Source organism: Enterobacteriaceae bacterium Kacie_13, from assembly GCA_013457415.1.
In the GTDB taxonomy this organism is placed as follows: Bacteria; Pseudomonadota; Gammaproteobacteria; order Enterobacterales; family Enterobacteriaceae; genus Rahnella.
This window is the reverse complement of record CP045665.1, coordinates 1,419,213-1,441,420: the sequence shown is the minus strand read 5'-3', so window position 1 is coordinate 1,441,420 and position 22,208 is coordinate 1,419,213. Positions and strand designations below refer to the sequence as shown.

Here is a 22,208-nt window from a genome sequence, read left to right as displayed (position 1 = left end):
ATTCAGACTCCCTGGCTGACGACGCCGGGAACCGGTCCGGCTTTAACCGAAGACGCGCCGACCAGCGTCAGCCCTTTAGTTTCAGGCGCCCACAGAATCGAAACCACCGCACCCAGTAACAGCATGGCGGCAAGCAGCAGCATGGTGGTTTGCACGCCAAGCGATAAAACCGACAGCGGCAAAAGTCCGGTGCCGATAGCTGAACCCAGGCGGCTCATCGAGGTAGCAAAACCGACGCCCAGTGAGCGGATATCCGTCGGAAAACTTTCGGCAGGAAACACGCCGACCAGATTGCTGACGGCAGAAATCGACAGCGTAAAAACCGCGAACAATAACAGCGTCAGCCCCGCATGACCGGCCGGTAGCAGGCTCATCGCCGTCAGGCTCAGCGTCAGCACAATAAAGGATCCGATGAGAAATCCACGTCGCGAACAGCACAACGTCAGGCCGATCCCCAGCAGCGATCCACCCAGCAACAGCGCGTTTAACAGCAGATCCGTAGACAGTCCCGGCGTTAATCCCAGCAGCGCCAGAATGGCGGGTAAAAAGGTATAAATGGCAAAATACGGGACGACCAGACAGACGAAAAACAGACTGTTGAATGCGGTCCGACGCCAGTATTTCGCAGAGAAAAGCGTTTTCAGATGACGCGATGTGGCGACCGTTATCTCATCATTTAACGTGACGTGCGGGCCAAAACAGTGTTTAACCACCCGGTGCGCTTCGGTAAATAATCCTTTTTGCATCAGCCAGCGCGGCGATTCTGGCGTGCCGATGCGCAGCAACATAATCAGCGCACCCGGCAGCGCCGACGATGCCAGCAGCCAGCGCCAGGCATCTGGCCCGAAATTGGCCATCATATGCCCGACAAACGTCGCGCTGACATAGCCGAGTGTCCAGATCACGCTGAAAGAACCGAGCAAAATACCGCGATGTTTACGCGGGGAAAATTCAGCCAGCATGGTGTGCCCGACGGAGTAATCCCCGCCCAGACCGATGCCGACCAGTACCCGCAGCCAGAAGAGTTGTTCGGGCGTCTGGGCAAAAAACTGCGCCACGGAGGCGAGGGTGATAATGATAAAGCTGCAATTAAAGATTTTCTGGCGACCAATGTGATCAGACAACCAGCCAAGCAGCAAACTGCCGATAAACAATCCCACCAGCGCTGAGCCACCGATCACCCCCTGCCAGAAAGGCGTGAGCTGCATCTGCGGGGTCAGCTGTACCAGCGCAAAGCCGATCATTCCAAGCACATAACCATCGGTAAGATGTGCGCCGAAGGTCAGCCCGGCCATTTTGATATGAAAAGCGTTAAGCGGAATGTCATCCATACTGGTCTGCACGGTTTTTTCTGCCGCCATGATGCGCTCCGTTTTTGATTTTTTAGCGCCTCCCCTGCAAGAGGAAAGGCGCTTAAGGGTCACTTCTCAATCGGATAGACAGTGCCAGTATTCATGATGCCTTTCGGGTCATATACCTCTTTCAGCGCTTTCAGGATGTAATACGCGCTGCCGTGTTCATCCTTCGTCCAGTGTGTGCGGTGTTTACCGATACCGTGGTGATGCACCATCGATCCCCCCTGCTTAATGGTTTCCTCGACAATGATCTTATTCAGCGGATTGTGGTATTTGTTGATTTCCTCTTCCGGTTTGCAGTCCACCACGTTGTAATCGTAAACAAAATACATGTTGGTACCGTTGATGTAGCTGTGCGAGGAATGCCCGCCAAGCATGGTGATATCACCCGCATGGGGGAATTCATTACGAATGCGGCGGATAACATTTTCATAGATGGTGTTAATGCTCGACCAGTCGCCGGACACTTCCGTGGTAAAGCCCATATTATTGGTCTTCATGATTTGCTCGCGTTCAGCGGCGACTTTTTCCGGCCCCCAGTTCAGATGGTTAAACCAGCGTTCAATCAACGCACTGTCCACTTTTTTGCATTCCGGATGCTTCGCGACAATTCCTTCGATACCTTCACCGGTCGCACGCGCAATGCCCTTAGTTCCTTCAGCCATGAAAATCAGCACACATTTCCCGTCAGCAAAATGCGTGAAATGCTGGCTGCCATCTTCCGCGTCGTAAAGACGGGCAATCGACGGACGATAACCGTCCACCATTACCTCACGCAGAATATCGAAACCGGTCTGCATATTGTCGAGCGTATATCCGTAGAACAGATTATTTTCCGGCATGTATTTGAAAATTTTCACTGTCACTTCAGTGATATAGCACAGTGCGCCTTCGTTACCGATGATCACGTGACGGATATCCGGCCCTGCCGCGCGGCGTGGCACATTTTTAATGCGGGTGATTTTGCCGTTCGGGAATACTGCTTCCAGCCCGACCACCATGTCTTCGATTGCACCGTAAAGCGTGGAAAACTGCCCAATGCTGCGGGTGGCTACCAGTCCGCCCATCTGCGCCAGCGGCTTAGATTGTGGCGAATGACCGGTGGTGTAACCCTGCGCGCGCAGCTGGTTTTCCAGAACTTCGAGCGGCACGCCGCACTGCGCCGTCGCCTGCATATTGCGGATATCGATTTTCACTACCTGATTCAGGCCGGAACCGTCGAGCACCACGGAATTTTTCACCACCGTTTCCAGCCCGCCTTCGGTCGCTGATGCGCCGGTACGCGGTACGCAATTAATGTCGTGCTTATTCAGAAAAGCCAGAACATCGGACACCTGCTGCGCATTTTGTAATTTCACCACCGCGGCCGGCAAAGGCAGGGTAAAGACATTGTGGATATCGGCGTATTTACGAAAACGGTCAATACTGTTTTTCTTCAATACCGCTTCATCGGTAATGACCTGTGACGGGCCCACGATCTCTTTTAAATTTTCTACAATTGCTTCTCTTGTCAGCGACATAAATAAAATCCTATCATCGGTTTAACTAAAAATTCTGGAACTACCATGGCGGTCTGCGGTATATCTGCGAAAAATGATCATCTGACTAAATATCCGCCATCGACAACGACTAAATGACCGTTAACATAATCAGATGCACGACTGGCTAAAAACACCATCGTGCCCATTAAATCCTGTGTTTCTCCCCAGCGGTTTGCCGGAATATGGTCCAGCACACGCTGATTGGTGACCGGATTTTTACGGGTTTCCAGCGTAATGTCAGTGGCGTAATATCCCGGAGCAATTCCGTTAACCTGAATATTGTACTGACCTAATTCATCGCAATAGGCTTTAGTGAACCCGGCCAGTGCGTGTTTGGTTGCCGAATAAGCCGGTGACCACTGACCGCCGAGATAAGAGAATAATGAGCAGATATTGATAATTTTCCCTTCATTTTTTGGGATCATTATTTTCGCGGCTTCATGGCTTAATTCAAATGCTGCGGTCAGGTTGATATTAATCATCGGATCCCAGTCTTCACGCCCGAAATCCAGCACTTTATTGAGCTTACAAATCCCGGCGTTGTTTACCAGAATGTCGACAGTACTGAAGGTTTTCACACATTGTTCGATGACCCGTGCCGGTGCGCCCTTCTGTGTAATATCCACCTGCATAAACTCCACGCGACTGCCTTGCATCTCAATCAGTTCACGGGTTTCGCCCTTGTCCATAATAAAACTGGGGATAAACAGGTTAGCGCCCGCTTTTGCCAGGGCGACGGCAAATGCCTGTCCGAGCCCGCTGTTACCACCGGTCACGATGGCGGTCTTACCTTTCAGAGAAAAGAAATCCAGTGAAAATTCATTCAGCGCGTTTAACGACATGGTGAAACTCCTTACCTGAAAAAATCCAAAAAAAAAGAGAAAAGCAATCTTCCCTGGAAAATAAGGGAAGCTACTTTTCTCATAGGCTCTAGTAACTGGCTAAAAGGTGTACCATGAATAAACGGAGTAATTCCGTGAACTGCCTCACAGAAGAATTCTTTAAATGATTTGTGAGTTTTATCACGGTTATTCAATATTACCGCATGTTATTACTGTCGCCAGTTACCAGAGATGAAGAGAAAAGTAACTTCCCCGCTTTCGGGAAGTCTGCTTTTCTCTTTTTTTTTGCCTTAAAAATCTGACAACACAGGGCAGTATTTATGGAACAATCTAATTTTCGCCGCTGGATGACATTGGCAATAATAAGTATCAGTGGCGGCGTAAGCTTTGATCTGGCTTACCTGCGGTATATTTATCAAATCCCGATGGCAAAATTTATGGGTTTTACCAATACCGAGATTGGCTTAATTATGAGCACTTTTGGTATTACAGCGATTATTCTTTATGCGCCAAGCGGAATTATTGCTGATAAATTTTCCCATAAAAAAATGATGAGTTTTGCCATGATAGCCACCGGTATACTGGGGTTATTAATGGCAGTTTATCCGCCATTCTGGGTGATGATTTTAATACAGGTGGCTTTTGCCATTACCACAATTTTAATGCTCTGGTCGGTTTCTATAAAAGCCGCGTCGCTGCTCGGAAATCACGACGAACAGGGCAAAATCATGGGCTGGATGGAAGGACTGCGCGGCGTCGGCGTGATGGCGCTGGCGGTGTTTACCATGTGGGTGTTTTCATTGTTCGCGCCGGAAAATCCGGCCAGTCTGAAAGCCGTGATCCTGATTTATAGCGGTGTTTACATCCTGCTCGGCATACTGTGCTGGTTCTTTGTGCGCGATGGTTTTGTTGTCAGTGAAAATCAGCAGGACACGCAGAAATTCAGCCTGAAAGATATCTTCTCCGTACTGAAAATCAGCACCACCTGGTATTGCAGCATGATCATCTTCGGCGTCTACACCATCTACGCCATTCTCAGTTACTCCACCAACTATCTGACAGAAATGTATGGCATGACGCTGGTGGCGGCAAGTTACATGGGTATCGTCATCAACAAGATTTTCCGCGCCCTGTGCGGTCCGCTGGGCGGCATGATTACCACCTACACCCGTCTTAAATCGCCGACCCGCGCCGTACAGCTGCTGGCGCTGGTCAGCATTATCACTCTCGGCGTTTTGCTGATGACCAACCAGCATCCGCAATCCGTCACCGTGGGCATTGGCCTGATTTTATTGCTGGCTTTTGCCTGTTATGCCTCGCGCGGTTTGTACTTCGCCTGTATCGGCGAAGCACGTACGCCTAAATACATTATGGGCACCACCGTGGGTATTTGTTCGGTGATCGGTTTTCTGCCCGATGTGTTTGTTTATCCGCTGGTCGGACACTGGCAGGACACCCTGCCTGCCGCCGAGGCCTATCGCAATATGTGGCTGATGGGCATGGTCGCCACCGGCATTGTGATCGTTTTTACCGCATTACTCTTTAATAACATCAGATGCCAAAGCGTGACGCCGCAAAGCACTGCGCAGCTGGCCAAATAAAATCAATCCGGAGGCCTTATACATGGACAAAAAGTATTTAATGGGCGTGGATGTGGGGACACAAAGCGCCAAAGTGGTCATTTTTGATACTGAAGGCAATGTGATTTGCGAAGGTAAACAGGCGCTGCGCAAACTCGAGATCCCCGCGCCGCTGCTGGCGGAACATCCTGACGATGATTTATGGGATTCCCTGCAGGTGGCATTCAGCAAAGTGATGGACAACTTCCACACACTTGGCGGAAAACCGGTGGATATTCTGGCGATGGGCGTCTGTGTGATCCGCTGCTGCCGTGTACTGCTAAAAGGTAACGGTGAACTGGCGTGGCCGGTCATCAACTGGATGGATAAACGGCTCAACAAACCTTATGAGCATCAGGAATGTTACGGTGACGTGAAATACGTCACCACCACTTCCGGCTACATTACTCACCGGCTGACCGGCGAATTTAAAGATACCTGTGCCAACTATATCGGCTGGTGGCCGATGGACAACGATACGCTCGACTGGAGCACCGATCCGGCGCAATGGGAAAGCTGCAATCTGACGCCGGAAACAGTGTTTGATGTGGTGAAACCCGGCGAAATGCTGGGATATCTCAGTGAAAAAGCGGCGCGTAACATCGGCCTGCCAGCGGGGATCCCGGTGATTGCCACCGCGCACGATAAAGCCGTCGAAGCGCTGGGTGCGGGCACACTCGAACCCGGTGTGGCACTGATTTCACTCGGTACCTATATCGGTGCGATGGTTCACGGGCACGATAACGTGAAAGGCGCGCAATACTTCTGGCCGTTCCAGGCATCCATTCCCGGTCGTTATCTTTACGAGTGTATGGGTGTGCGGCGCGGCATGTGGACTGTCAGCTGGTTCCGCGACCAGTTTGGTGCGGCTGCGCTGGCCGATGCTACGGAGAAAAACCTCAGCATTGAGGAATTACTCAACCGCGAGGCGACGCATGTTCCGGCCGGTTGTGAAGGTTTGCTGACGGTGCATGACTGGGCACCGCCTTCCGAAGCTGAGTTTCGTAAAGGCGCGATGATCGGTTTTGATGGCCGTCATACCCGCGCGCATATGTACCGCTCGATGCTGGAAGGTATTGCGTTCACCATGAAAAATCACATGGATAAAATGGCGCAGGAACTGAAAGTGCCGTTCAAAAGCCTGATTATTTCCGGCGGTGGCGCGAACAGTGATTTATTCATGCAAATTTTCGCCGATGTGTTTGGCGTGCCGACGCGACGGAATCTGATGAAAGGCTCTGCCGCCGTCGGGTGTGCGGTGAATGCCGGAATGGCGGTCGGTGTTTTCAGCAGTTATGAAAAGGCGACGGAAAAGATGGTGCGGATGGGCGAACATTTCACGCCCGATATGCAAAACCATGCGCTGTATAACGCGCTGAATGCGGATGTTTATCAGAAAGTTAACACGCATCTGGATCCGCTGTTCCAGGCACTCAGCCCGCTGGTCGATTAAATATAAAAAGGGGAAGCATAAAAAGGGGAAACGTATTTCCCCTTTCATCCTCTAAAGCTGCAATCTGTCACCCTGTTCCATTCTGACAAACTTCACGCCCAGATTATTGCCTTTCTCCAGCTGCGCCATGATTTCCTTTTCAGGATCTGCACCCGCTTTCAGGCTCGGTTTAACGTGGCTGATAATGACTGTCAGATCTTTCAGCGATCCCTCGCCGCCTGCGTACTGCTGCAAATACCCCAGCTCTTTCAGCAACCAGTCCGGTGTCAGATGTCCGAACAGTTTGCTGTCGGGAACATCATCGGGATAAGAGGTTTCGATGATAAACCCCTTCAGGCGTTTCGCTTTGATTTCATCGCCGAGCACGCGCCAGACGGCGTCAAGATTCTTCGATTTCTCGACGTCATCCGGGCCGGTATCGCCAAAGAAGGCGAAGGACTGGTTATTGCGGCTGACCAGAATCATGCTCGAAGGTGTACCGCCGTGGCTGAGTGGGTAAATGCGGCCATCAAGGCCAGTCAGGCCGAGGGAGAATCGCTGATCCGGACGCTGCAAGTTCAGGCGATAGGTGCCGATACGCAGGCCGCTGCCGGAATCGGTGAAATTCGGCCAGACGCGGCCGTTGAAGTAATGCTGACGCAGCGTGCCGATAGTGTCAGCGGTGCCGTAAAGCGGTTTTTTGGTGTCTTCAGGCGAGCTGATAATCAGTCCGGCCAGATGGTCCAGATGACCGTGGCTGATAAAGTAGCCGCCGATCAGGTTGCGAAATACCGCGCCCTGCGGGGTGTAGGGAGCGGCATTTTCAGTCGTCACTTCGGGGAAACTGCCTTTCTCCAGCGCTTTGCGGATGCCCGGCAATACGGAGCCGGCGTCCAGCCCGAGATACAGTTTTTGATCATCACTGCGTACCAGATATGACGTCAGATTTCCTTCCTCAACGCCACCGTTGACACCCAGTGCAACCACATCAAAGGCCGCCGCGGCCTGGCTCGCCCAGCACGCCAGCATCAGCGCCAGCAGGTGTTTTTTCATCACATCGCTCCTTGTCGTGGTGATTAGCAAAAAGGTCAGTCTGACCGGTTTTTTGCCGCCTCAAACGCCGCAAGCGTGTCTTTGCGTGCCCTTGCGTGATCAATGATCGGCAACGGATAGTCTAGCACGCGATGCTGTTTTTCCGCCCAGCGATGCGGTGTGTGTATGTCTTTTTCCGGTACATCCGACAGTTCCGGGATCCAGGCCTTGATAAATCGCCCCGCTTTGTCAAAGCGTTCGCCCTGCGTTGTCGGGTTGAAAATACGGAAATACGGTGCGGCGTCGGTCCCGGTCGATGCGCCCCACTGCCAGCCGCCGTTGTTGGCGGCCAGATCGCCGTCGATCAGTTGCGACATAAAATAGCGTTCGCCTTCGCGCCAGTTGATCAGTAAATCCTTCACCAGAAAACTGGCGACGATCATCCGCAGACGGTTGTGCATCCAGCCGGTGGCGTTGAGCTGGCGCATCGCCGCATCGACAATCGGATAGCCGGTTTTTCCCTCTTTCCACGCCTGTAACTCTTTCGGTGCATGACGCCAGCGCACGCCATCAGTCCAGTCGACAAACGGCTGATGTTTGCAAAGTTTCGGCCACGCAACGATCAGATGACGGTAGAACTCACGCCAGATCAGTTCGTTCAGCCAGCCAAATGCGCCGCCGTCGGTTCTGTCGAGTACGTCAGGACATTCAGTGCGCAGCCGGTTGAAGCACTGACGCGGCGAAAGCACGCCGATCGCCAGATACGGCGAGAGCGAACTGGTGCCATCAACGGCGGGTAAATCGCGTTGCTGGAGATAATCCTGCACCTGCTCACGGCAAAAACTGCGCAACTGATTGCGCGCCGCGTCTTCACCGACCGCAAAATTCTCGTCGATATTTTCCAGCGGATAATCGAAAGGCATCAGCTTATGCAACACTGTTTTCTGCCCGTGCTCGCGCGCTTTTGGTGCGGGCAAGGAACGGCTGTCGGATTCGGTCAGACGGGATAAAAAGGCACGACGAAACGGCGTGTAAACTTTGTACATTTCGTTGTTGCCGGTGGTGACCGATCCCGGCGGCAGCAGCAGGCTGTCGTCAAATGCGTGACACAAGACGCCCGCACCGACAGATTTTTCCAGCGCTTCATCCCGCAGGCGTTCGTTGATTTCATACTGTTTGTTGTAAAACAGTGCATCCACCTTTTCCGCTTCACAGAACGCTTTCATCCAGTTCAGACTTGCCGCGAAATCATCACACTGATGGTAATGCAGCGGGATACTGCGTTCCGCCAGAGCATGTTGCAGCGCCTGAAGATGTTGATAAATAAACGACGCCTGACGTGGTGCCATCTCATGCTGTTTCCACTGTTCGGGCGTGGCAATAAAAACGGCGAGCACCTTCGCCTGCGGATCTTCACAGGCGGCGTGCAGCGCGCGGTTGTCGGTAATACGTAAATCATTGCGAAACCAGACTAAATGCGTGGTCATAAAACTCCCTTTAGTGTCCGTAACGCAAGCGCAGCGCTTCCGGATAAGGCTCGAAATAGCGTTGATCGGCCAGATACGCATCCGGATATTCGGACATGTAATGCTTAAGCAATGTGATCGGGGCGAGCAACGGCTGCACGCCCTGACGGTAGCGGTCGATCAGCCCCGCCAGTTCCTGACGCTGCACAGACGTGAGCTGTTTACGGAAATAGCCCTGCACATGCATCAGCACATTCGTGTGATTGCGGCGGGTGGCTTTGTGATTAAGCAGATTCATCAGCCGCTGACGGTATTCGACGAAATACTCTTCCAGCGACGTCCATTCCGCCATTGCGGCGACAAAGCGGCCCAGTTCGCGATATTCGGGCTGTGAGTGCGCGAGTAAAGAAAGTTTGTAACGACTATGGAACGCCATCAGTTTGCCGCGCGTCAGACCGCTCTCGCGCAGCTGGTTCAGCTCAAAGAGAGTAAATACGCGTTCCACGAAATTTTCGCGGATCACCGGATCGTTAAGTCGCCCGTCTTCTTCCACCGGCAACCACGGATGCTGTTTCATCAGCTCGGCAGTGTAGATGCCAACGCCGCTTTTTTTCGCATCTTTGCCGTTGGCGCTGTATACCCGCACGCGTTCCATGCCGCAGCTGGGAGATTTGGCGCAGACGATGTAACCGCAAAGTTGCGTTAACGGTGCGATGCGCTTTTCAGCGTAGCTCTGCATTTTTTCGGTGATATCGATGGTTTCATCATTACTGAATCGCATCGCGACGCCCTCATCCATTCTGACCAGTCGCAAAGCCGGGCGCGGCGTTGGAAGGCCGATAGCCATTTCCGGGCAGATGGGTTCGAAGCGGACGTAAGGCGCCAGTTGCTCTACGGCAAAGGCAAAGCGTTTGTGGCCGCCATCGAAGCGGACCTTGTCGCCCAGCAGGCATGCGCTGATACCAATAGGGATTGTTTTCGTCATTGTCAGCTCCGCCATTGAAGTGAAGAAGGGAGTGCCAGTGATTCATCACTCTCATGTATTACTCAGTATAAGTTATACATAAAAATAATGTTGTACAGGTTTTCCGAAAGAGTAATAAAAAACCCCGTCCTGAGAACGGGGTTTTAAAGGTGAAGCTGAAAAATCGATTCAGTTAACAAATCAGTAGAAATCTTGTGTTGCCATTTCAGCATGTGCCAGCCAGACCGGCTTATCGCTGGTCTTCATCCAGACACGGTGTAAATAGCTGTAAAAACGGGCGCGATCGGCGCGGAACAGCATGACCGGTAAGGCGAGAAGACCGGCTGCCAGCACAAAAGCGCGGCGGGCCAAAATACGGGTCATGGTGTAAGGCGTGTAATCAGACGTAGCTTTCATCGCGTTGCTCCTGTGAAATTTGGATAGTTTATAGAAACTGGAAGTTGTGAAAAATTTTACGGCAACTGATGAAATTTTACCACTCATCTGACCACTTTAAAGAGTAAATTTTCGCCATTTCTTGCCTGTTACTGTAATTAGGTTACAAAACGGTTAAATAAAAACATTAGTTGCGTTTCTTTTTGGTTTTTTATTTGCGCATTTTTATACTTTCTTTACACCGACGAGCCCTTTCTTTTCAGGATCTTTGCCCCCGTTTTCTTATTCTCCTCCCAACATAAAAAACACACCTGTGGAGGTGGATTGTGACTGTTGGCGTAATCTGCGGCGCATTGCTGGTTCTTCTGCTGCTCGGCTATCTGGTTTATGCCTTGCTGAATGCGGAGGATTTTTAAATGGCCGCGACCGGATTCTTACTGATTGCCAGTTTTATGCTGGTGCTTTTGCTGCTGGCAAAACCACTGGGTAACTTTATTGCTCAACTTATTGAAGGACAGCCTGGCGCCTTTTTGCAGCGCGTAGAAAACGGGGTATTACGCACGTCTGGCAGCAGCGATGCTGAGATGAACTGGTGGCAGTACGCGCTGGCGATCGTGGTGTTCAACATTCTGGGGATTATTGTGCTGACCGCCATGCTGATGGCTCAGGGCACGTTGCCGATGAATCCGCAGCATTTTGGCGGATTGTCGTGGGATCTGGCGTTTAACACTGCCGTCAGTTTCGTCACCAACACCAACTGGCAGGCCTACAGCGGCGAAAGCACGCTGAGCTATCTGAGCCAGATGGCCGGTTTAACTGTTCAAAACTTCCTGTCGGCCGCGACCGGTATCGCCGTGGCGTTTGCCCTGATCCGCGCCTTTGCGCGCCCTTCAGCAAGCACCATTGGTAACGCCTGGACGGATTTATGGCGCATCACGCTGTATCTGTTGCTGCCGGTGTCCTTCCTGCTGGCGCTGTTTTTCGTCAGTCAGGGCGTGATCCAGAACTTCGAAGTTTATCAGCACGTGACCACACTGGAGGGTCTGCAACAAACGCTGCCAATGGGGCCGGTGGCTTCGCAGGAAGCAATCAAAATGCTGGGCACCAACGGTGGTGGCTTCTTCGGCGCTAACTCGGCGCATCCGTTTGAGAATCCGACGGCGCTGACCAACATGGTGCAGATGCTGGCGATCTTCATCATTCCTTGCGCCTTGTGTTTTGCCTTCGGTCGCGTGGTCGGTGACAACCGTCAGGGCAACGCGCTGGTCTGGGCGATGTCGGTGATTTTCGTGGTGTCAGTGGTAGTGGTGATGTACGCCGAATTGCAGGGTAACCCGCACTTCACGGTGCTCGGGGCAAGCAGCAACATCAATATGGAAGGCAAAGAGAGCCGATTCGGCATTCTCGCTTCCAGCCTCTATGCGGTGGTGACCACGGCGGCTTCCTGCGGCGCGGTCAACGCAATGCACGACTCCTTCACCGCGCTCGGCGGAATGGTGCCGATGTGGCTGATGCAGATTGGTGAAGTGGTGTTCGGCGGCGTCGGCTCCGGCCTGTACGGCATGCTGCTGTTCGTTCTGCTGACGGTGTTTATCGCCGGGCTGATGATTGGACGTACACCGGAATATCTCGGCAAGAAAATCGACGTTTACGACATGAAGATGACCGCACTGGCGATCCTGGTCACACCGACGCTGGTACTGCTTGGCACCGCGCTGGCACTGGTCACCGATGCAGGCCGGGCGGGCATTCTTAATCCCGGCGCGCACGGTTTTAGCGAAGTGCTTTATGCAGTGTCTTCCGCCGCCAACAACAACGGCAGCGCCTTTGCCGGGCTCAGCGTCAACACGCCGTTCTACAACCTGTTGCTGGCGTTCTGCATGTTCTTCGGACGCTTTGGCGTGATCCTGCCGGTGCTGGCCATTGCCGGGTCGCTGGTGGCGAAAAAACGTCAGCAGGCAGGCAACGGCACACTGCCGACGTCCGGTCCGCTGTTTATCGGCCTGCTGGTCGGGACCGTCTTGTTAGTCGGTGCGCTGACCTTTATTCCGGCGCTGGCGCTGGGGCCGATCGCGGAACATCTTCAGGTCTGGTCAGCACAGTAATGCTGCGTAATTCGTTGAATTAATGAATATAGAGATTAATAAAATGACTCGTAAACAACGTGCGCTGTTTGAACCTCGCCTGATCCGCACTGCCCTGTGGGATGCGGCGAAAAAGCTGGATCCACGCGTTCAGTGGCGCAATCCAGTGATGTTCGTGGTGTATCTGGGCAGTATTCTGACCACGGTTATCTGGCTGGCGATCCTGCTGCATCGCACCGACGGCAGCGCCGCCTTTACCGGCAGCGTGTCGCTGTGGCTGTGGTTCACCGTGCTCTTCGCCAACTTTGCCGAAGCGCTGGCGGAAGGCCGCAGTAAGGCGCAGGCGCAGAGCCTGAAGGGCGTGCAGAAAACCAGCTGGGCGAAGAAAATCTATGAACCACGCCCGGAATCACCGGTGATCAAAGTCGCTGCGGACGAGTTGCGTAAAGGCGATATGGTGCTGATCGAAGCCGGGGATACCGTGCCGTGCGACGGGGAAGTGCTGGTCGGCGGCGCATCGGTGGATGAAAGCGCGATCACCGGCGAGTCTGCGCCGGTGATCCGCGAATCCGGTGGCGACTTCTCCTCAGTGACCGGCGGGACGCGCGTACTCTCCGACTGGCTGGTGGTGCAGTGTTCTGCTAACCCTGGCGACACCTTCCTCGACCGCATGATCGCTATGGTCGAAGGGGCGAAGCGTCGCAAAACGCCAAACGAAGTCGCGCTGACCATTTTGCTGGTGGCACTGACGCTGGTCTTCGTGCTGGCAACCGCCACGCTGTATCCGTTCTCACTGTTTAGCGTGGACGCCAGTCATGCCGGTATTCCGGTCACCGTGACCGTGCTGGTCGCGCTGCTGGTGTGTCTGATCCCGACCACCATTGGCGGTTTACTGTCAGCTATCGGCGTCGCGGGGATGAGCCGCATGCTGGAAGCCAACGTGATCGCCACCAGCGGCCGTGCGGTGGAAGCTGCCGGTGATGTGGATGTATTGTTGCTGGATAAAACCGGCACCATCACGCTGGGTAACCGCCAGGCATCGCAGTTCCTGCCCTCCCCTCAGGTGACGGAACAGGAACTGGCCGATGCCGCGCAGTTATCTTCACTGGCCGATGAAACGCCGGAAGGCCGCAGTATCGTGGTACTGGCAAAACAGCGCTTTAATCTGCGTGAACGCGACATTCACTCGCTGAATGCCACTTTCGTCCCCTTCTCGGCGCAAACCCGTATGAGCGGCGTGAACGTCGGCGACCGTAATATCCGTAAAGGCGCGGTAGATGCTATCCGTCGCCATGTGGAATCCAACGGCGGTACGTTCCCGAAAGCCGTCGACGGGCTGGTGGAAACCGTGGCGCGTAAAGGCGGTACGCCGCTGGTGGTGGCCGAAGGCGCGAAAGTACTGGGTGTGGTTGAACTGAAAGACATCGTCAAGGGTGGCATCAAGGAACGTTTCGCTGAACTGCGCAAAATGGGCATCAAAACGGTGATGATCACCGGGGATAACCGTCTGACAGCGGCAGCCATTGCCGCCGAAGCGGGCGTCGATGATTTTCTGGCCGAAGCCACGCCGGAAGCTAAACTGGCGCTGATCCGCCAGTACCAGTCTGAAGGTCGTCTGGTGGCCATGACCGGCGACGGTACCAACGATGCCCCGGCGCTGGCGCAGGCTGACGTGGCGGTGGCGATGAACTCCGGTACGCAGGCAGCGAAAGAAGCCGGGAACATGGTGGATCTGGATTCCAACCCAACCAAGCTGATTGAAGTGGTGCACATCGGTAAGCAGATGCTGATGACCCGCGGCTCGCTGACCACGTTCAGTATCGCCAACGACGTCGCCAAGTATTTTGCCATCATTCCGGCAGCCTTTGCGGCGACCTATCCGCAGCTGAATGCCCTGAACGTGATGCACCTGACCTCACCGTCTTCGGCCATTATGTCGGCGGTCATTTTCAACGCCCTGGTGATTGTGTTCCTGATCCCGCTGGCGCTGAAAGGCGTGAGTTATAAAGCCATGAGCGCCGCGTCGCTGTTGCGCCGTAACCTGTGGATTTATGGCGTGGGTGGTCTGCTGGTGCCGTTTGTCGGGATCAAACTTATCGACATGATCCTGACCGTTTTACACCTGAGCTGATTGATTAAAAGGAAGACCATTATGTCTGTTACACGTATTGCGTATGTTCGCCCGGCTCTGGTGATGACCGTCCTGCTGACGCTGGCGACCGGTGTGGCCTATCCCCTGCTGACCACCGGCGTTTCCGAACTGGTGTTCAGCTCGCAGGCACGGGGTTCACTCATCAAAGACAGCAGCGACAAAGTGATTGGATCGGAGCTTATCGGGCAGAATTTTACCCGCAACGATTACTTCTGGGGGCGTCCGTCAGTGACGTCCGATTCGCCGTATAACCCGATGGCGTCAGCGGGCAGCAATCTGGCGGCCAGTAACCCGGCGCTGGATCAGGCGGTGAAAGATCGTATCGCAGCGCTGCGTAAAGCCAATCCGCAAAGCCCGGCGACGGTGCCGGTGGATCTGGTGACTGCCAGCGGCAGCGGGCTTGATCCGCAGATTTCGGTTGAGGCGGCACAATGGCAGGCTCAGCGCATTGCCACCGCGCGCGGGTTGCCACTGGCGCAAGTGGATAAATTGATTGATGATAATACATCATCACCGCTGATAGGTTATCTCGGTCCGACCGTGGTCAACGTGCTGGAACTCAATCAGGCGCTGGATAAACTGAAAGCCAATTAATTTAGCCAAAATAATTCGGGTCGCAGGAAGGCGGCCCGAAGTATGAAGGATAATATGACAGAAGATAATCGCCCCGACCCTGACAGCTTACTGGCGCTCGCCAATGAGAAGCCGCGCGGGCAACTGAAGGTCTTTTTCGGCGCCTGCGCAGGCGTTGGGAAAACATACGCCATGTTGCAGGAAGCGCAGAGGTTGCGCGCCACCGGTCTCGATGTGCTGGTCGGCGTGGTGGAAACTCACGGGCGGCAGGAAACGCAAGCGCTGCTGCCGGGCCTGACGCTGCTGCCGCCCAGGCGCATTCACCATCGCGGCCGTCAGGTGCTGGAGTTTGACCTCGACGCGGCACTGGCCCGCCGCCCTGCCCTGATTCTGATGGACGAACTGGCACACAGTAACGCCGCGGGTTCGCGCCATCCAAAACGCTGGCAGGATATCGAAGAATTACTCAATGCCGGTATCGACGTTTTCACCACCGTGAATGTTCAGCATCTGGAAAGCCTGAACGACGTGGTCAGCGGCGTGACCGGCATTATCATTCGTGAAACCGTCCCCGATCGTCTGTTTGATGATGCCAGCGAAGTGGTGCTGGTGGATTTACCTCCCGACTCCCTGCGTCAGCGCCTGAAAGAAGGCAAAGTCTATATTCCCGGCCAGGCCGAACGCGCCATCGAGCACTTTTTCCGTAAAGGCAATCTGATTGCTCTGCGCGAACTTTCCCTGCGCCGCACCGCCGATCGTGTTGACGATCAAATGCGGGAATACCGCGACGATCAGGGCGTCAACCGAGTCTGGCATACCCGTGATGCGCTACTGTTATGCATCGGGCATGGCGGCGGTAACGAAAAACTGGTGCGCGTCGCGTCCCGTCTGGCGGCGCGCCTCGGCTGCGTCTGGCATGCTGTTTATGTCGAAACGCCGCGTCTGCACCGGTTACCGGAAGGCCAGCGCCGCGCGATTTTGCATTCACTGAAACTGGCGCAGGAACTGGGCGCAGAAACCGCCACACTTTCAGAACCACACGAAGAACAGGCGATTCTGCGCTACGCCCGCGAGCATCGTCTGGGCAAAATCATGATGGGCCGCCGCCGTGAAAAACGCTGGAAGCCCGGCGGCAGCTTTGCCGACAAACTGGCAGATATTGGCCCGGATCTCGACCTGATTATCGTCGGGCTGGAAGATTCCCCCGCCGCACCGGTGCGCAAAGAGCAGGATTCACGCACCTTTGCCGACCGGTTCAGCCGCCAGTTGTGGGGCTGCTCGCTGGCCGTGGCGCTGTGCGCGCTGATCACCGTGCTGTCGCAGTGGCTGATCCCGGCGTTCGATCAGGCCAACCTGGTGATGGTGTATCTGCTCGGTGTGGTGATCGTCGCCCTGTTTTATGGCCGCTGGCCATCAGTGCTGGCGGCGGTAATTAACGTCGTCAGTTTTGACTTATTCTTTGTGCAGCCGCGCGGCTCGCTCGCCGTTACCGACGCACAATATCTGGTGACCTTCGGCGTGATGCTGCTGGTCGGTATTCTGATCGGGAACCTCACCGCCGGAGTACGTTATCAGGCCCGCATCGCCCGCCACCGCGAGAAACGCGCACAACATCTGTATGAGATGTCGAAAAGCCTCAGTCAGGCGCTGACGCCGGAAGCCATCGCGCAAACCAGCCGCCACTTTATATCCTCCAGCCTGCACGCCAAAACCGCCATTCTGCTGCCGCAGGAAAACGGCGAGCTGGCGCAGCCTGCCGCAGAGGTGACGTCGATTGTCGTTGACGATGCCATTGCGCGCTGGAGTTTTGATAAGAAACAGCCCGCCGGTGCCGGTACCGATACGCTGCCCGGCGTGCCGTATCAGCTACTGCCACTGGTGGCCTCGGGCGGATCCTGCGGGCTACTGGCGGTGGAACCTACCAACATCCGCCAGTTGCTGGTACCGGAACAACAGCGTCTGTTGCAGACGTTTACCGTGCTTATCGCCAACGCCCTCGAGCGCCTGCATCTGGCTGCCAGCGCGGAATCTGCACGTCTGGAAACCGAGCGCGAACAGCTGCGCAACTCGCTGCTTTCGGCGCTCTCTCACGATTTACGTACACCACTCACCGTCCTGTTCGGACAAGCGGAAATCCTGACGCTGGATTTAGCATCGGAAGGTTCGAAGCATGCACCACAGGCCAGCCAGATCCGCCAGCAGGTACTGAGCACTACGCGGCTGGTAAACAATTTGCTGGATATGGCGCGTATTCAGTCGGGCGGATTTAATCTGCGCAAAGAGTGGCAGTCGGTGGAAGAGATCACCGGCAGCGCCCTGCGGATGCTGGAGCCGGTGCTGGCGAACGACAATATCAAAATCGATTTACCAGCAGAAATGGTGCTGGTGAACTGTGATGCCAGCCTGATCGAACGGGTGCTGATCAACTTGCTGGAGAACGCCCATAAATATGCCGGGATCGGTGCGACCATCGGCATCAAAGCGACGCCGCTCGACGAGTGGCTGGAGATCGAAGTCTGGGATAACGGCCCCGGCATTGCGGCGGGTACCGAGCAAAGAATCTTTGAGAAGTTCGCGCGCGGGAATAAAGAATCCGCCATTCCGGGTGTGGGGTTGGGATTAGCCATTTGTCGTGCCATTATTGAGGTGCACGACGGACGGATCTGGGCAGAAAATGGTCCGGACGGCGGTGCGCGTTTCCGTTTCAGGCTGCCGCTGGAAGCCATGCCTGATATGGAGAATGACATGGAAAAAGACATCGACGAGGCCTCGTGACCGCATCCCCCATCAATATTTTGATTGTTGAAGACGAAAAAGAAATCCGCCGCTTTGTGCGCACTGCGCTGGAAGCGGAAGGCTTACGGGTGTTTGAAAGTGAAACACTGCAGCGCGGGCTGATTGAGGCCGGCACGCGAAAACCGGATCTGATTATTCTCGATCTCGGTTTACCGGACGGGGACGGCCTGACCTATATTCGCGATTTGCGCAACTGGAGCGCGATCCCGATCATTGTGCTGTCGGCACGCATCCGCGAGGAAGACAAGATTGCCGCGCTGGATGCCGGTGCTGATGATTTTCTCACTAAGCCATTTGGCGTCGGTGAATTACTGGCACGGGTCCGCGTGGCGCTGCGCCGTCAGGCAAACAGCTCGCAGGAAAGCCCTCTGGTCACGTTTTCCGATGTGACGGTGGATCTGATTAACCGGCGCGTACAGCGTAACGGTGAAGATTGTCATCTGACGCCGATCGAGTTTCGCCTGCTGGCCGAGCTGCTGGCAAACAGCGGCAAAGTTATTACTCAGCGTCAGTTATTGAGCCACGTCTGGGGCCCGAATTACGTCGAACACAGCCATTATCTGCGCATCTACATGGGGCATTTGCGCCAGAAACTGGAGGCCGACGCCACCCGTCCGCGTCATTTACTGACCGAAACCGGGGTCGGTTATCGCTTTATGCCTTAGGGGCTTCAGGTGCGTCAGTGTCGGTTTTCACGGGCGCAAATTCCGCTTCGATGCTTTCAGCCGCCTGCTGTAAAATCGCGCTCACGCGCAACACTTGCTCCGGCGTTAAATCATCACGCATCATGTTACCGCGCAGCGCATGTTTGAGGCGATGCATAGTTTCATGGATGCCTTCCGCCAGATTATTTCCCTTCGGTCGGGTTGCACCGGCCAGGCGGGCAAAAATGATATCCACAACTTCCTGATGCTGCGCCAGTTCATTTTTGCCGGCTTCGGTTATCTGATAGCTTTTGCGACCATTTCCGGTGGCCACGGCTTCCAGAAAATCTTGTTCTTCCAGCAGGGTCAGCGTCGGATAAATCACACCCGGACTTGGCACATACAGGCCAGACGAGGCTTCTTCGATGGCTTTAATCAGCTCATACCCATGACTCGGTTTCTTTGCCACCAGCGCCAGCAGGACGCGGCGTAAATCACCGTGCTCGAACAGACGATGCACAGCGCGTTCGCCGCGAGGACCGCCCCGCCGGCCTTCGCCACGACCACCGCGACGCTCGCGCCCTTCTTCTCCACGTTCCTCACCGCGATGACGTCCGTCACGGCGCAGTGCATGACGTTCGCTGTGACCGCTCACTTCTGATTCATGACGGCAATGGCCGCGTTGCCCTTCTTCCCGACTGCCGTGACCGCGATGGCGGCCTTCAAACATTTTGCTAAACATATTTTATGTCCTATTTAGATATATCGAATTATTTCGATATATCTAAACTAGATCGGATTTCAAAATCTGGCAAGCCTGAATGCACATTTAGATATATCTTTTTTATTTCGTAAATTGCGGACAAAAAAAAGCGCTGAATAATCAGCGCTTTTAGTCAGGATCCGAAACCGGATTATTTTGCGTCGGCGAGCACTTTGCTGACGATTTCTACGGCTTCTTTCTCGATTTGCTCGCGATGCTCTGCACCGAGGAAGCTTTCACAATAGATTTTATAGGCTTCTTCTGTGCCGGACGGACGTGCTGCAAACCAGCCGTTTTTGGTCATCACTTTCAGACCGCCGATCGATGCGCCGTTACCCGGTGCGTTGGTCAGACGGGCGGTGATCGGGTCACCGGCCAGCGTGTCGGCTTTCACCTGTTCAGGGGAAAGTTTAGACAATGCGGCTTTCTGGGCGTGTGTTGCAGGCGCCTGAATGCGGTTGTAGCTTGGCGCACCAAAACGGGCAGCCAGCTCGTTGTAATGCTCCTGCGGGTTCTTACCGGTAACTGCGGTAATTTCTGCTGCCAGCAGGCACATGATGATGCCGTCTTTGTCAGTAGACCACGGTGTGCCATCGAAACGCAGGAAGGAAGCCCCTGCACTTTCTTCGCCACCAAAACCGAAGCTGCCGTCGAACAAACCATCGACGAACCATTTGAAACCGACCGGAACTTCGACCAGTTTACGCCCCAAATCTTCAACAACGCGGTCGATCATTGCGCTTGAGACCAGCGTTTTACCGACAGCGACGTCTTTGCCCCATTGCGGGCGATGCTGGAACAGGTACTGAATCGCCACGGCCAGATAATGATTCGGGTTCATTAAACCAGCAGGCGTCACGATACCATGGCGATCGTAGTCAGGGTCGTTGGCAAAGGCCAGATCGAATTTATCACGCAGCGCCAGCAAACCGGCCATTGCGGATTCAGACGAGCAGTCCATGCGGATCACGCCGTCGTGGTCGAGATGCATGAAACGGAAAGTCTGATCGACGTGATCGTTCACCAGCGTCAGATCCAGTTTGTAATGCTCAGCGATACGCTTCCAGTATTCAATACCGGAACCACCGAGAGGATCCACACCCAGCTTCAGACCGGCTTTCTGAATCGCGGCCATGTCGACGATTTCGGTCAGGCCTTCGATAAACGGCTGAACCAAATCCTGTTCGACCAGATGACCACTTTTCCACGCCTGATCCAAAGACTGACGCTTGATGCCGGAAAGCTTCGCCGCCAGCAGAGCGTTGGCGCGTTTCTCGATAACCGAGGTCAGATTGGTATCTGCCGGACCGCCGTTGGTCGGGTTATATTTGATGCCGCCATCTTCCGGTGGGTTGTGCGACGGGGTGATGACGATGCCATCAGCCAGTGCGCCGCCCTTGCGGTTGTGGGTCAGGATCGCGTGAGACACCGCCGGAGTTGGGGTGAAACCGTTATTGTCCTGCACGATGACGTCAACGCCGTTGGCCGTCAGCACTTCCAGCACGGAGATAAATGCCGGTTCGGACAGCGCATGGGTATCTTTCCCCACGTAGCACGGACCGGTGGTGCCCTGCTCTTTGCGCACTTCGGCAATCGCCTGAGCAATTGCCAGAATGTGCGCTTCATTAAAGCTGTGACGCAACGAGCTACCGCGATGGCCGGACGTCCCGAATTTCACCGCATGGGCGGTGTTTTGTGGGTCCGGTTGCAGAACGTAATATTGTGACGTTAACTGCGCCACATTAATCAAATCGCTTTGCTGAGCAGGTTGCCCTGCACGGGGGTGATTAGCCACTGGCGCTTCTCCCTGACGCTGAAATTAGAGGGTGCCGCACACTTTATCAGTCAGTTCCGCCGGGAACTGCATGAGCTGCATGATGTGTTCTATCATGCTGCGTTTGCGACCTGTGTTGGTATTTGTGATCACCCAATACGGCGTTCCAGGAACGTGTTTGGGTTTGGTATGGATGCCGTTTTGCAGCAACGTTTGCTGGTCAGCGGCAAAATAGGTACGCGTACGGCCGGTCAGTGAATCGGTCGCGGCGGCAAATTCTTTCGAGTTCAGGCTGTACAAGGTCGACAGGATCAGCATAAAGCGGTTCACCGCTTTGGTCTGCTCGGCATATTCATCGGAAAGCAGCAGTTCGCGAACGGCGCGGACTTTATCACGCGACGTCGGTGCCGCGGCAACGGTCGGTTTTTCCTGAACGACGGTGCCGGGAATGTTAGCCGCTGGCGCAGCAGGTGCGGTCTGACCGGCAGTAAACTTCAACATACGGCGCAGAATATCAGACGCACTTTCACCGATAGCTTGTGTGTGGCTGGCAATGTAGCGGTAGAGTTCTTCGTCAACCTCAATAGTTTTCATCTTTATCCAGTACTGTTTTTCTACTTAATTTGTTCAAAAGGATTATACAAATTTCTACGCGTTTACAAACAGGGAATCGTGCCGCGAAGCAAAAAGCAGAATTATTACCTTTGCTGCATGCTGGCTCCGGCCTGTTTTCTCCACGTAGTGAAATCCCGCTCAGGCATCTGGCAGAAAACTT

The 22,208-nt window shown here is 54.4% G+C and carries 18 protein-coding genes; 8 read left to right on the top strand and 10 right to left on the bottom strand.

Annotated elements, in window-relative coordinates; all coding sequences use genetic code 11:
* Positions 1 to 2: 2 nt before the first annotated feature.
* From GE278_06545 to GE278_06535, 3 genes are all read right to left on the bottom strand, one after another.
* A complete protein-coding gene (locus GE278_06545) occupies positions 3 to 1,361 on the bottom strand; it encodes an MFS transporter (GenBank protein ID QLK60444.1) in 1,359 nt (452 codons plus the stop codon).
* 59 nt (positions 1,362 to 1,420) lie between these two features.
* Positions 1,421 to 2,875: an FAD-binding protein gene (locus tag GE278_06540; GenBank protein ID QLK60443.1), complete on the bottom strand. Its 1,455-nt coding sequence runs from the start codon at positions 2,873 to 2,875 to the stop codon at positions 1,421 to 1,423.
* Positions 2,876 to 2,952: 77 nt separating this feature from the next.
* The gene (locus GE278_06535) at positions 2,953 to 3,738 is read right to left on the bottom strand and encodes an SDR family oxidoreductase (protein ID QLK60442.1); all 786 of its coding nucleotides are present in this window, start codon (positions 3,736 to 3,738) and stop codon (positions 2,953 to 2,955) included.
* A gap of 320 nt (positions 3,739 to 4,058) precedes the next feature.
* Between GE278_06535 and GE278_06530 the strand changes: the two genes are divergently transcribed.
* Entirely contained in the window at positions 4,059 to 5,339 is a 1,281-nt protein-coding gene (locus GE278_06530; GenBank protein ID QLK60441.1) for an MFS transporter, read from the top strand.
* 22 nt (positions 5,340 to 5,361) lie between these two features.
* The gene (locus tag GE278_06525; GenBank protein ID QLK60440.1) at positions 5,362 to 6,810 is read left to right on the top strand and encodes a sugar kinase; all 1,449 of its coding nucleotides are present in this window, start codon (positions 5,362 to 5,364) and stop codon (positions 6,808 to 6,810) included.
* A 51-nt stretch (positions 6,811 to 6,861) separates the two neighbouring features.
* On the opposite strand, the gene GE278_06520 is transcribed toward GE278_06525, so the two are convergent.
* The 4 genes from GE278_06520 to GE278_06505 all read right to left on the bottom strand — a co-directional run bounded on the left by GE278_06520 (position 6,862) and on the right by GE278_06505 (position 10,668).
* On the bottom strand, positions 6,862 to 7,842 hold the full coding sequence (locus GE278_06520; GenBank protein QLK60439.1) for a 3',5'-cyclic-nucleotide phosphodiesterase: 981 nt from the start codon (positions 7,840 to 7,842) through the stop codon (positions 6,862 to 6,864).
* Between the two features lie 35 nt (positions 7,843 to 7,877).
* Entirely contained in the window at positions 7,878 to 9,308 is a 1,431-nt protein-coding gene (gene phrB / locus GE278_06515) for a deoxyribodipyrimidine photo-lyase (GenBank protein QLK60438.1), read from the bottom strand.
* A 10-nt stretch (positions 9,309 to 9,318) separates the two neighbouring features.
* Positions 9,319 to 10,272 carry a DUF1722 domain-containing protein gene (locus GE278_06510; protein ID QLK60437.1) on the bottom strand — a complete coding sequence of 318 codons (954 nt, stop codon included), beginning with the start codon at positions 10,270 to 10,272 and terminating at the stop codon, positions 9,319 to 9,321.
* 180 nt (positions 10,273 to 10,452) lie between these two features.
* Entirely contained in the window at positions 10,453 to 10,668 is a 216-nt protein-coding gene (locus GE278_06505; GenBank protein QLK60436.1) for a DUF2517 family protein, read from the bottom strand.
* A 305-nt stretch (positions 10,669 to 10,973) separates the two neighbouring features.
* Here GE278_06505 and GE278_06500 point away from each other — a divergent pair, with 305 nt between their 5' ends.
* The 6 genes from GE278_06500 to kdpE are packed head-to-tail and all read left to right on the top strand — an operon-like array spanning position 10,974 to position 18,917.
* Complete coding sequence (locus GE278_06500) at positions 10,974 to 11,063, top strand: K(+)-transporting ATPase subunit F (GenBank protein QLK60435.1); 90 nt, start codon at positions 10,974 to 10,976, stop codon at positions 11,061 to 11,063.
* Positions 11,064 to 12,752 (top strand): potassium-transporting ATPase subunit KdpA, encoded by a 1,689-nt coding sequence (gene kdpA / locus GE278_06495; GenBank protein ID QLK60434.1) that lies wholly within the window; start codon positions 11,064 to 11,066, stop codon positions 12,750 to 12,752. It begins immediately after the preceding gene.
* A 43-nt stretch (positions 12,753 to 12,795) separates the two neighbouring features.
* Positions 12,796 to 14,862, top strand: a complete 2,067-nt coding sequence (kdpB, locus tag GE278_06490; GenBank protein QLK60433.1) for a potassium-transporting ATPase subunit KdpB — start codon at positions 12,796 to 12,798, stop codon at positions 14,860 to 14,862.
* 21 nt (positions 14,863 to 14,883) lie between these two features.
* On the top strand, positions 14,884 to 15,477 hold the full coding sequence (gene kdpC / locus GE278_06485) for a potassium-transporting ATPase subunit KdpC (GenBank protein ID QLK60432.1): 594 nt from the start codon (positions 14,884 to 14,886) through the stop codon (positions 15,475 to 15,477).
* Between the two features lie 54 nt (positions 15,478 to 15,531).
* Entirely contained in the window at positions 15,532 to 18,231 is a 2,700-nt protein-coding gene (gene kdbD / locus GE278_06480; GenBank protein QLK60431.1) for a two-component system sensor histidine kinase KdbD, read from the top strand.
* Entirely contained in the window at positions 18,228 to 18,917 is a 690-nt protein-coding gene (kdpE, locus tag GE278_06475; GenBank protein ID QLK60430.1) for a two-component system response regulator KdpE, read from the top strand. Before kdbD ends, kdpE begins: the two co-directional genes overlap by 4 nt.
* Here the strand turns inward: kdpE and GE278_06470 are convergent.
* From GE278_06470 to seqA, 3 genes are all read right to left on the bottom strand, one after another.
* Positions 18,907 to 19,638 carry a PadR family transcriptional regulator gene (locus GE278_06470; GenBank protein ID QLK60429.1) on the bottom strand — a complete coding sequence of 244 codons (732 nt, stop codon included), beginning with the start codon at positions 19,636 to 19,638 and terminating at the stop codon, positions 18,907 to 18,909. The genes kdpE and GE278_06470 overlap by 11 nt on opposite strands.
* A gap of 172 nt (positions 19,639 to 19,810) precedes the next feature.
* Positions 19,811 to 21,454 (bottom strand): alpha-D-glucose phosphate-specific phosphoglucomutase, encoded by a 1,644-nt coding sequence (locus tag GE278_06465; protein ID QLK60428.1) that lies wholly within the window; start codon positions 21,452 to 21,454, stop codon positions 19,811 to 19,813.
* A gap of 24 nt (positions 21,455 to 21,478) precedes the next feature.
* Complete coding sequence (gene seqA / locus GE278_06460; GenBank protein ID QLK60427.1) at positions 21,479 to 22,027, bottom strand: replication initiation negative regulator SeqA; 549 nt, start codon at positions 22,025 to 22,027, stop codon at positions 21,479 to 21,481.
* Between the last annotated feature and the right edge of the window lie 181 nt (positions 22,028 to 22,208).

Coding starts and splice junctions, on each gene's coding strand:
- GE278_06545 (QLK60444.1), bottom strand. CDS start 1,361: ATGGCGGCAGAAAAAACCGTGCAGACCAGTATGGATGACATTCCGCTT.
- GE278_06540 (QLK60443.1), bottom strand. CDS start 2,875: ATGTCGCTGACAAGAGAAGCAATTGTAGAAAATTTAAAAGAGATCGTG.
- GE278_06535 (QLK60442.1), bottom strand. CDS start 3,738: ATGTCGTTAAACGCGCTGAATGAATTTTCACTGGATTTCTTTTCTCTG.
- GE278_06530 (QLK60441.1), top strand. CDS start 4,059: ATGGAACAATCTAATTTTCGCCGCTGGATGACATTGGCAATAATAAGT.
- GE278_06525 (QLK60440.1), top strand. CDS start 5,362: ATGGACAAAAAGTATTTAATGGGCGTGGATGTGGGGACACAAAGCGCC.
- GE278_06520 (QLK60439.1), bottom strand. CDS start 7,842: ATGAAAAAACACCTGCTGGCGCTGATGCTGGCGTGCTGGGCGAGCCAG.
- phrB (QLK60438.1), bottom strand. CDS start 9,308: ATGACCACGCATTTAGTCTGGTTTCGCAATGATTTACGTATTACCGAC.
- GE278_06510 (QLK60437.1), bottom strand. CDS start 10,272: ATGACGAAAACAATCCCTATTGGTATCAGCGCATGCCTGCTGGGCGAC.
- GE278_06505 (QLK60436.1), bottom strand. CDS start 10,668: ATGAAAGCTACGTCTGATTACACGCCTTACACCATGACCCGTATTTTG.
- kdpA (QLK60434.1), top strand. CDS start 11,064: ATGGCCGCGACCGGATTCTTACTGATTGCCAGTTTTATGCTGGTGCTT.
- kdpB (QLK60433.1), top strand. CDS start 12,796: ATGACTCGTAAACAACGTGCGCTGTTTGAACCTCGCCTGATCCGCACT.
- kdpC (QLK60432.1), top strand. CDS start 14,884: ATGTCTGTTACACGTATTGCGTATGTTCGCCCGGCTCTGGTGATGACC.
- kdbD (QLK60431.1), top strand. CDS start 15,532: ATGACAGAAGATAATCGCCCCGACCCTGACAGCTTACTGGCGCTCGCC.
- GE278_06470 (QLK60429.1), bottom strand. CDS start 19,638: ATGTTTAGCAAAATGTTTGAAGGCCGCCATCGCGGTCACGGCAGTCGG.
- seqA (QLK60427.1), bottom strand. CDS start 22,027: ATGAAAACTATTGAGGTTGACGAAGAACTCTACCGCTACATTGCCAGC.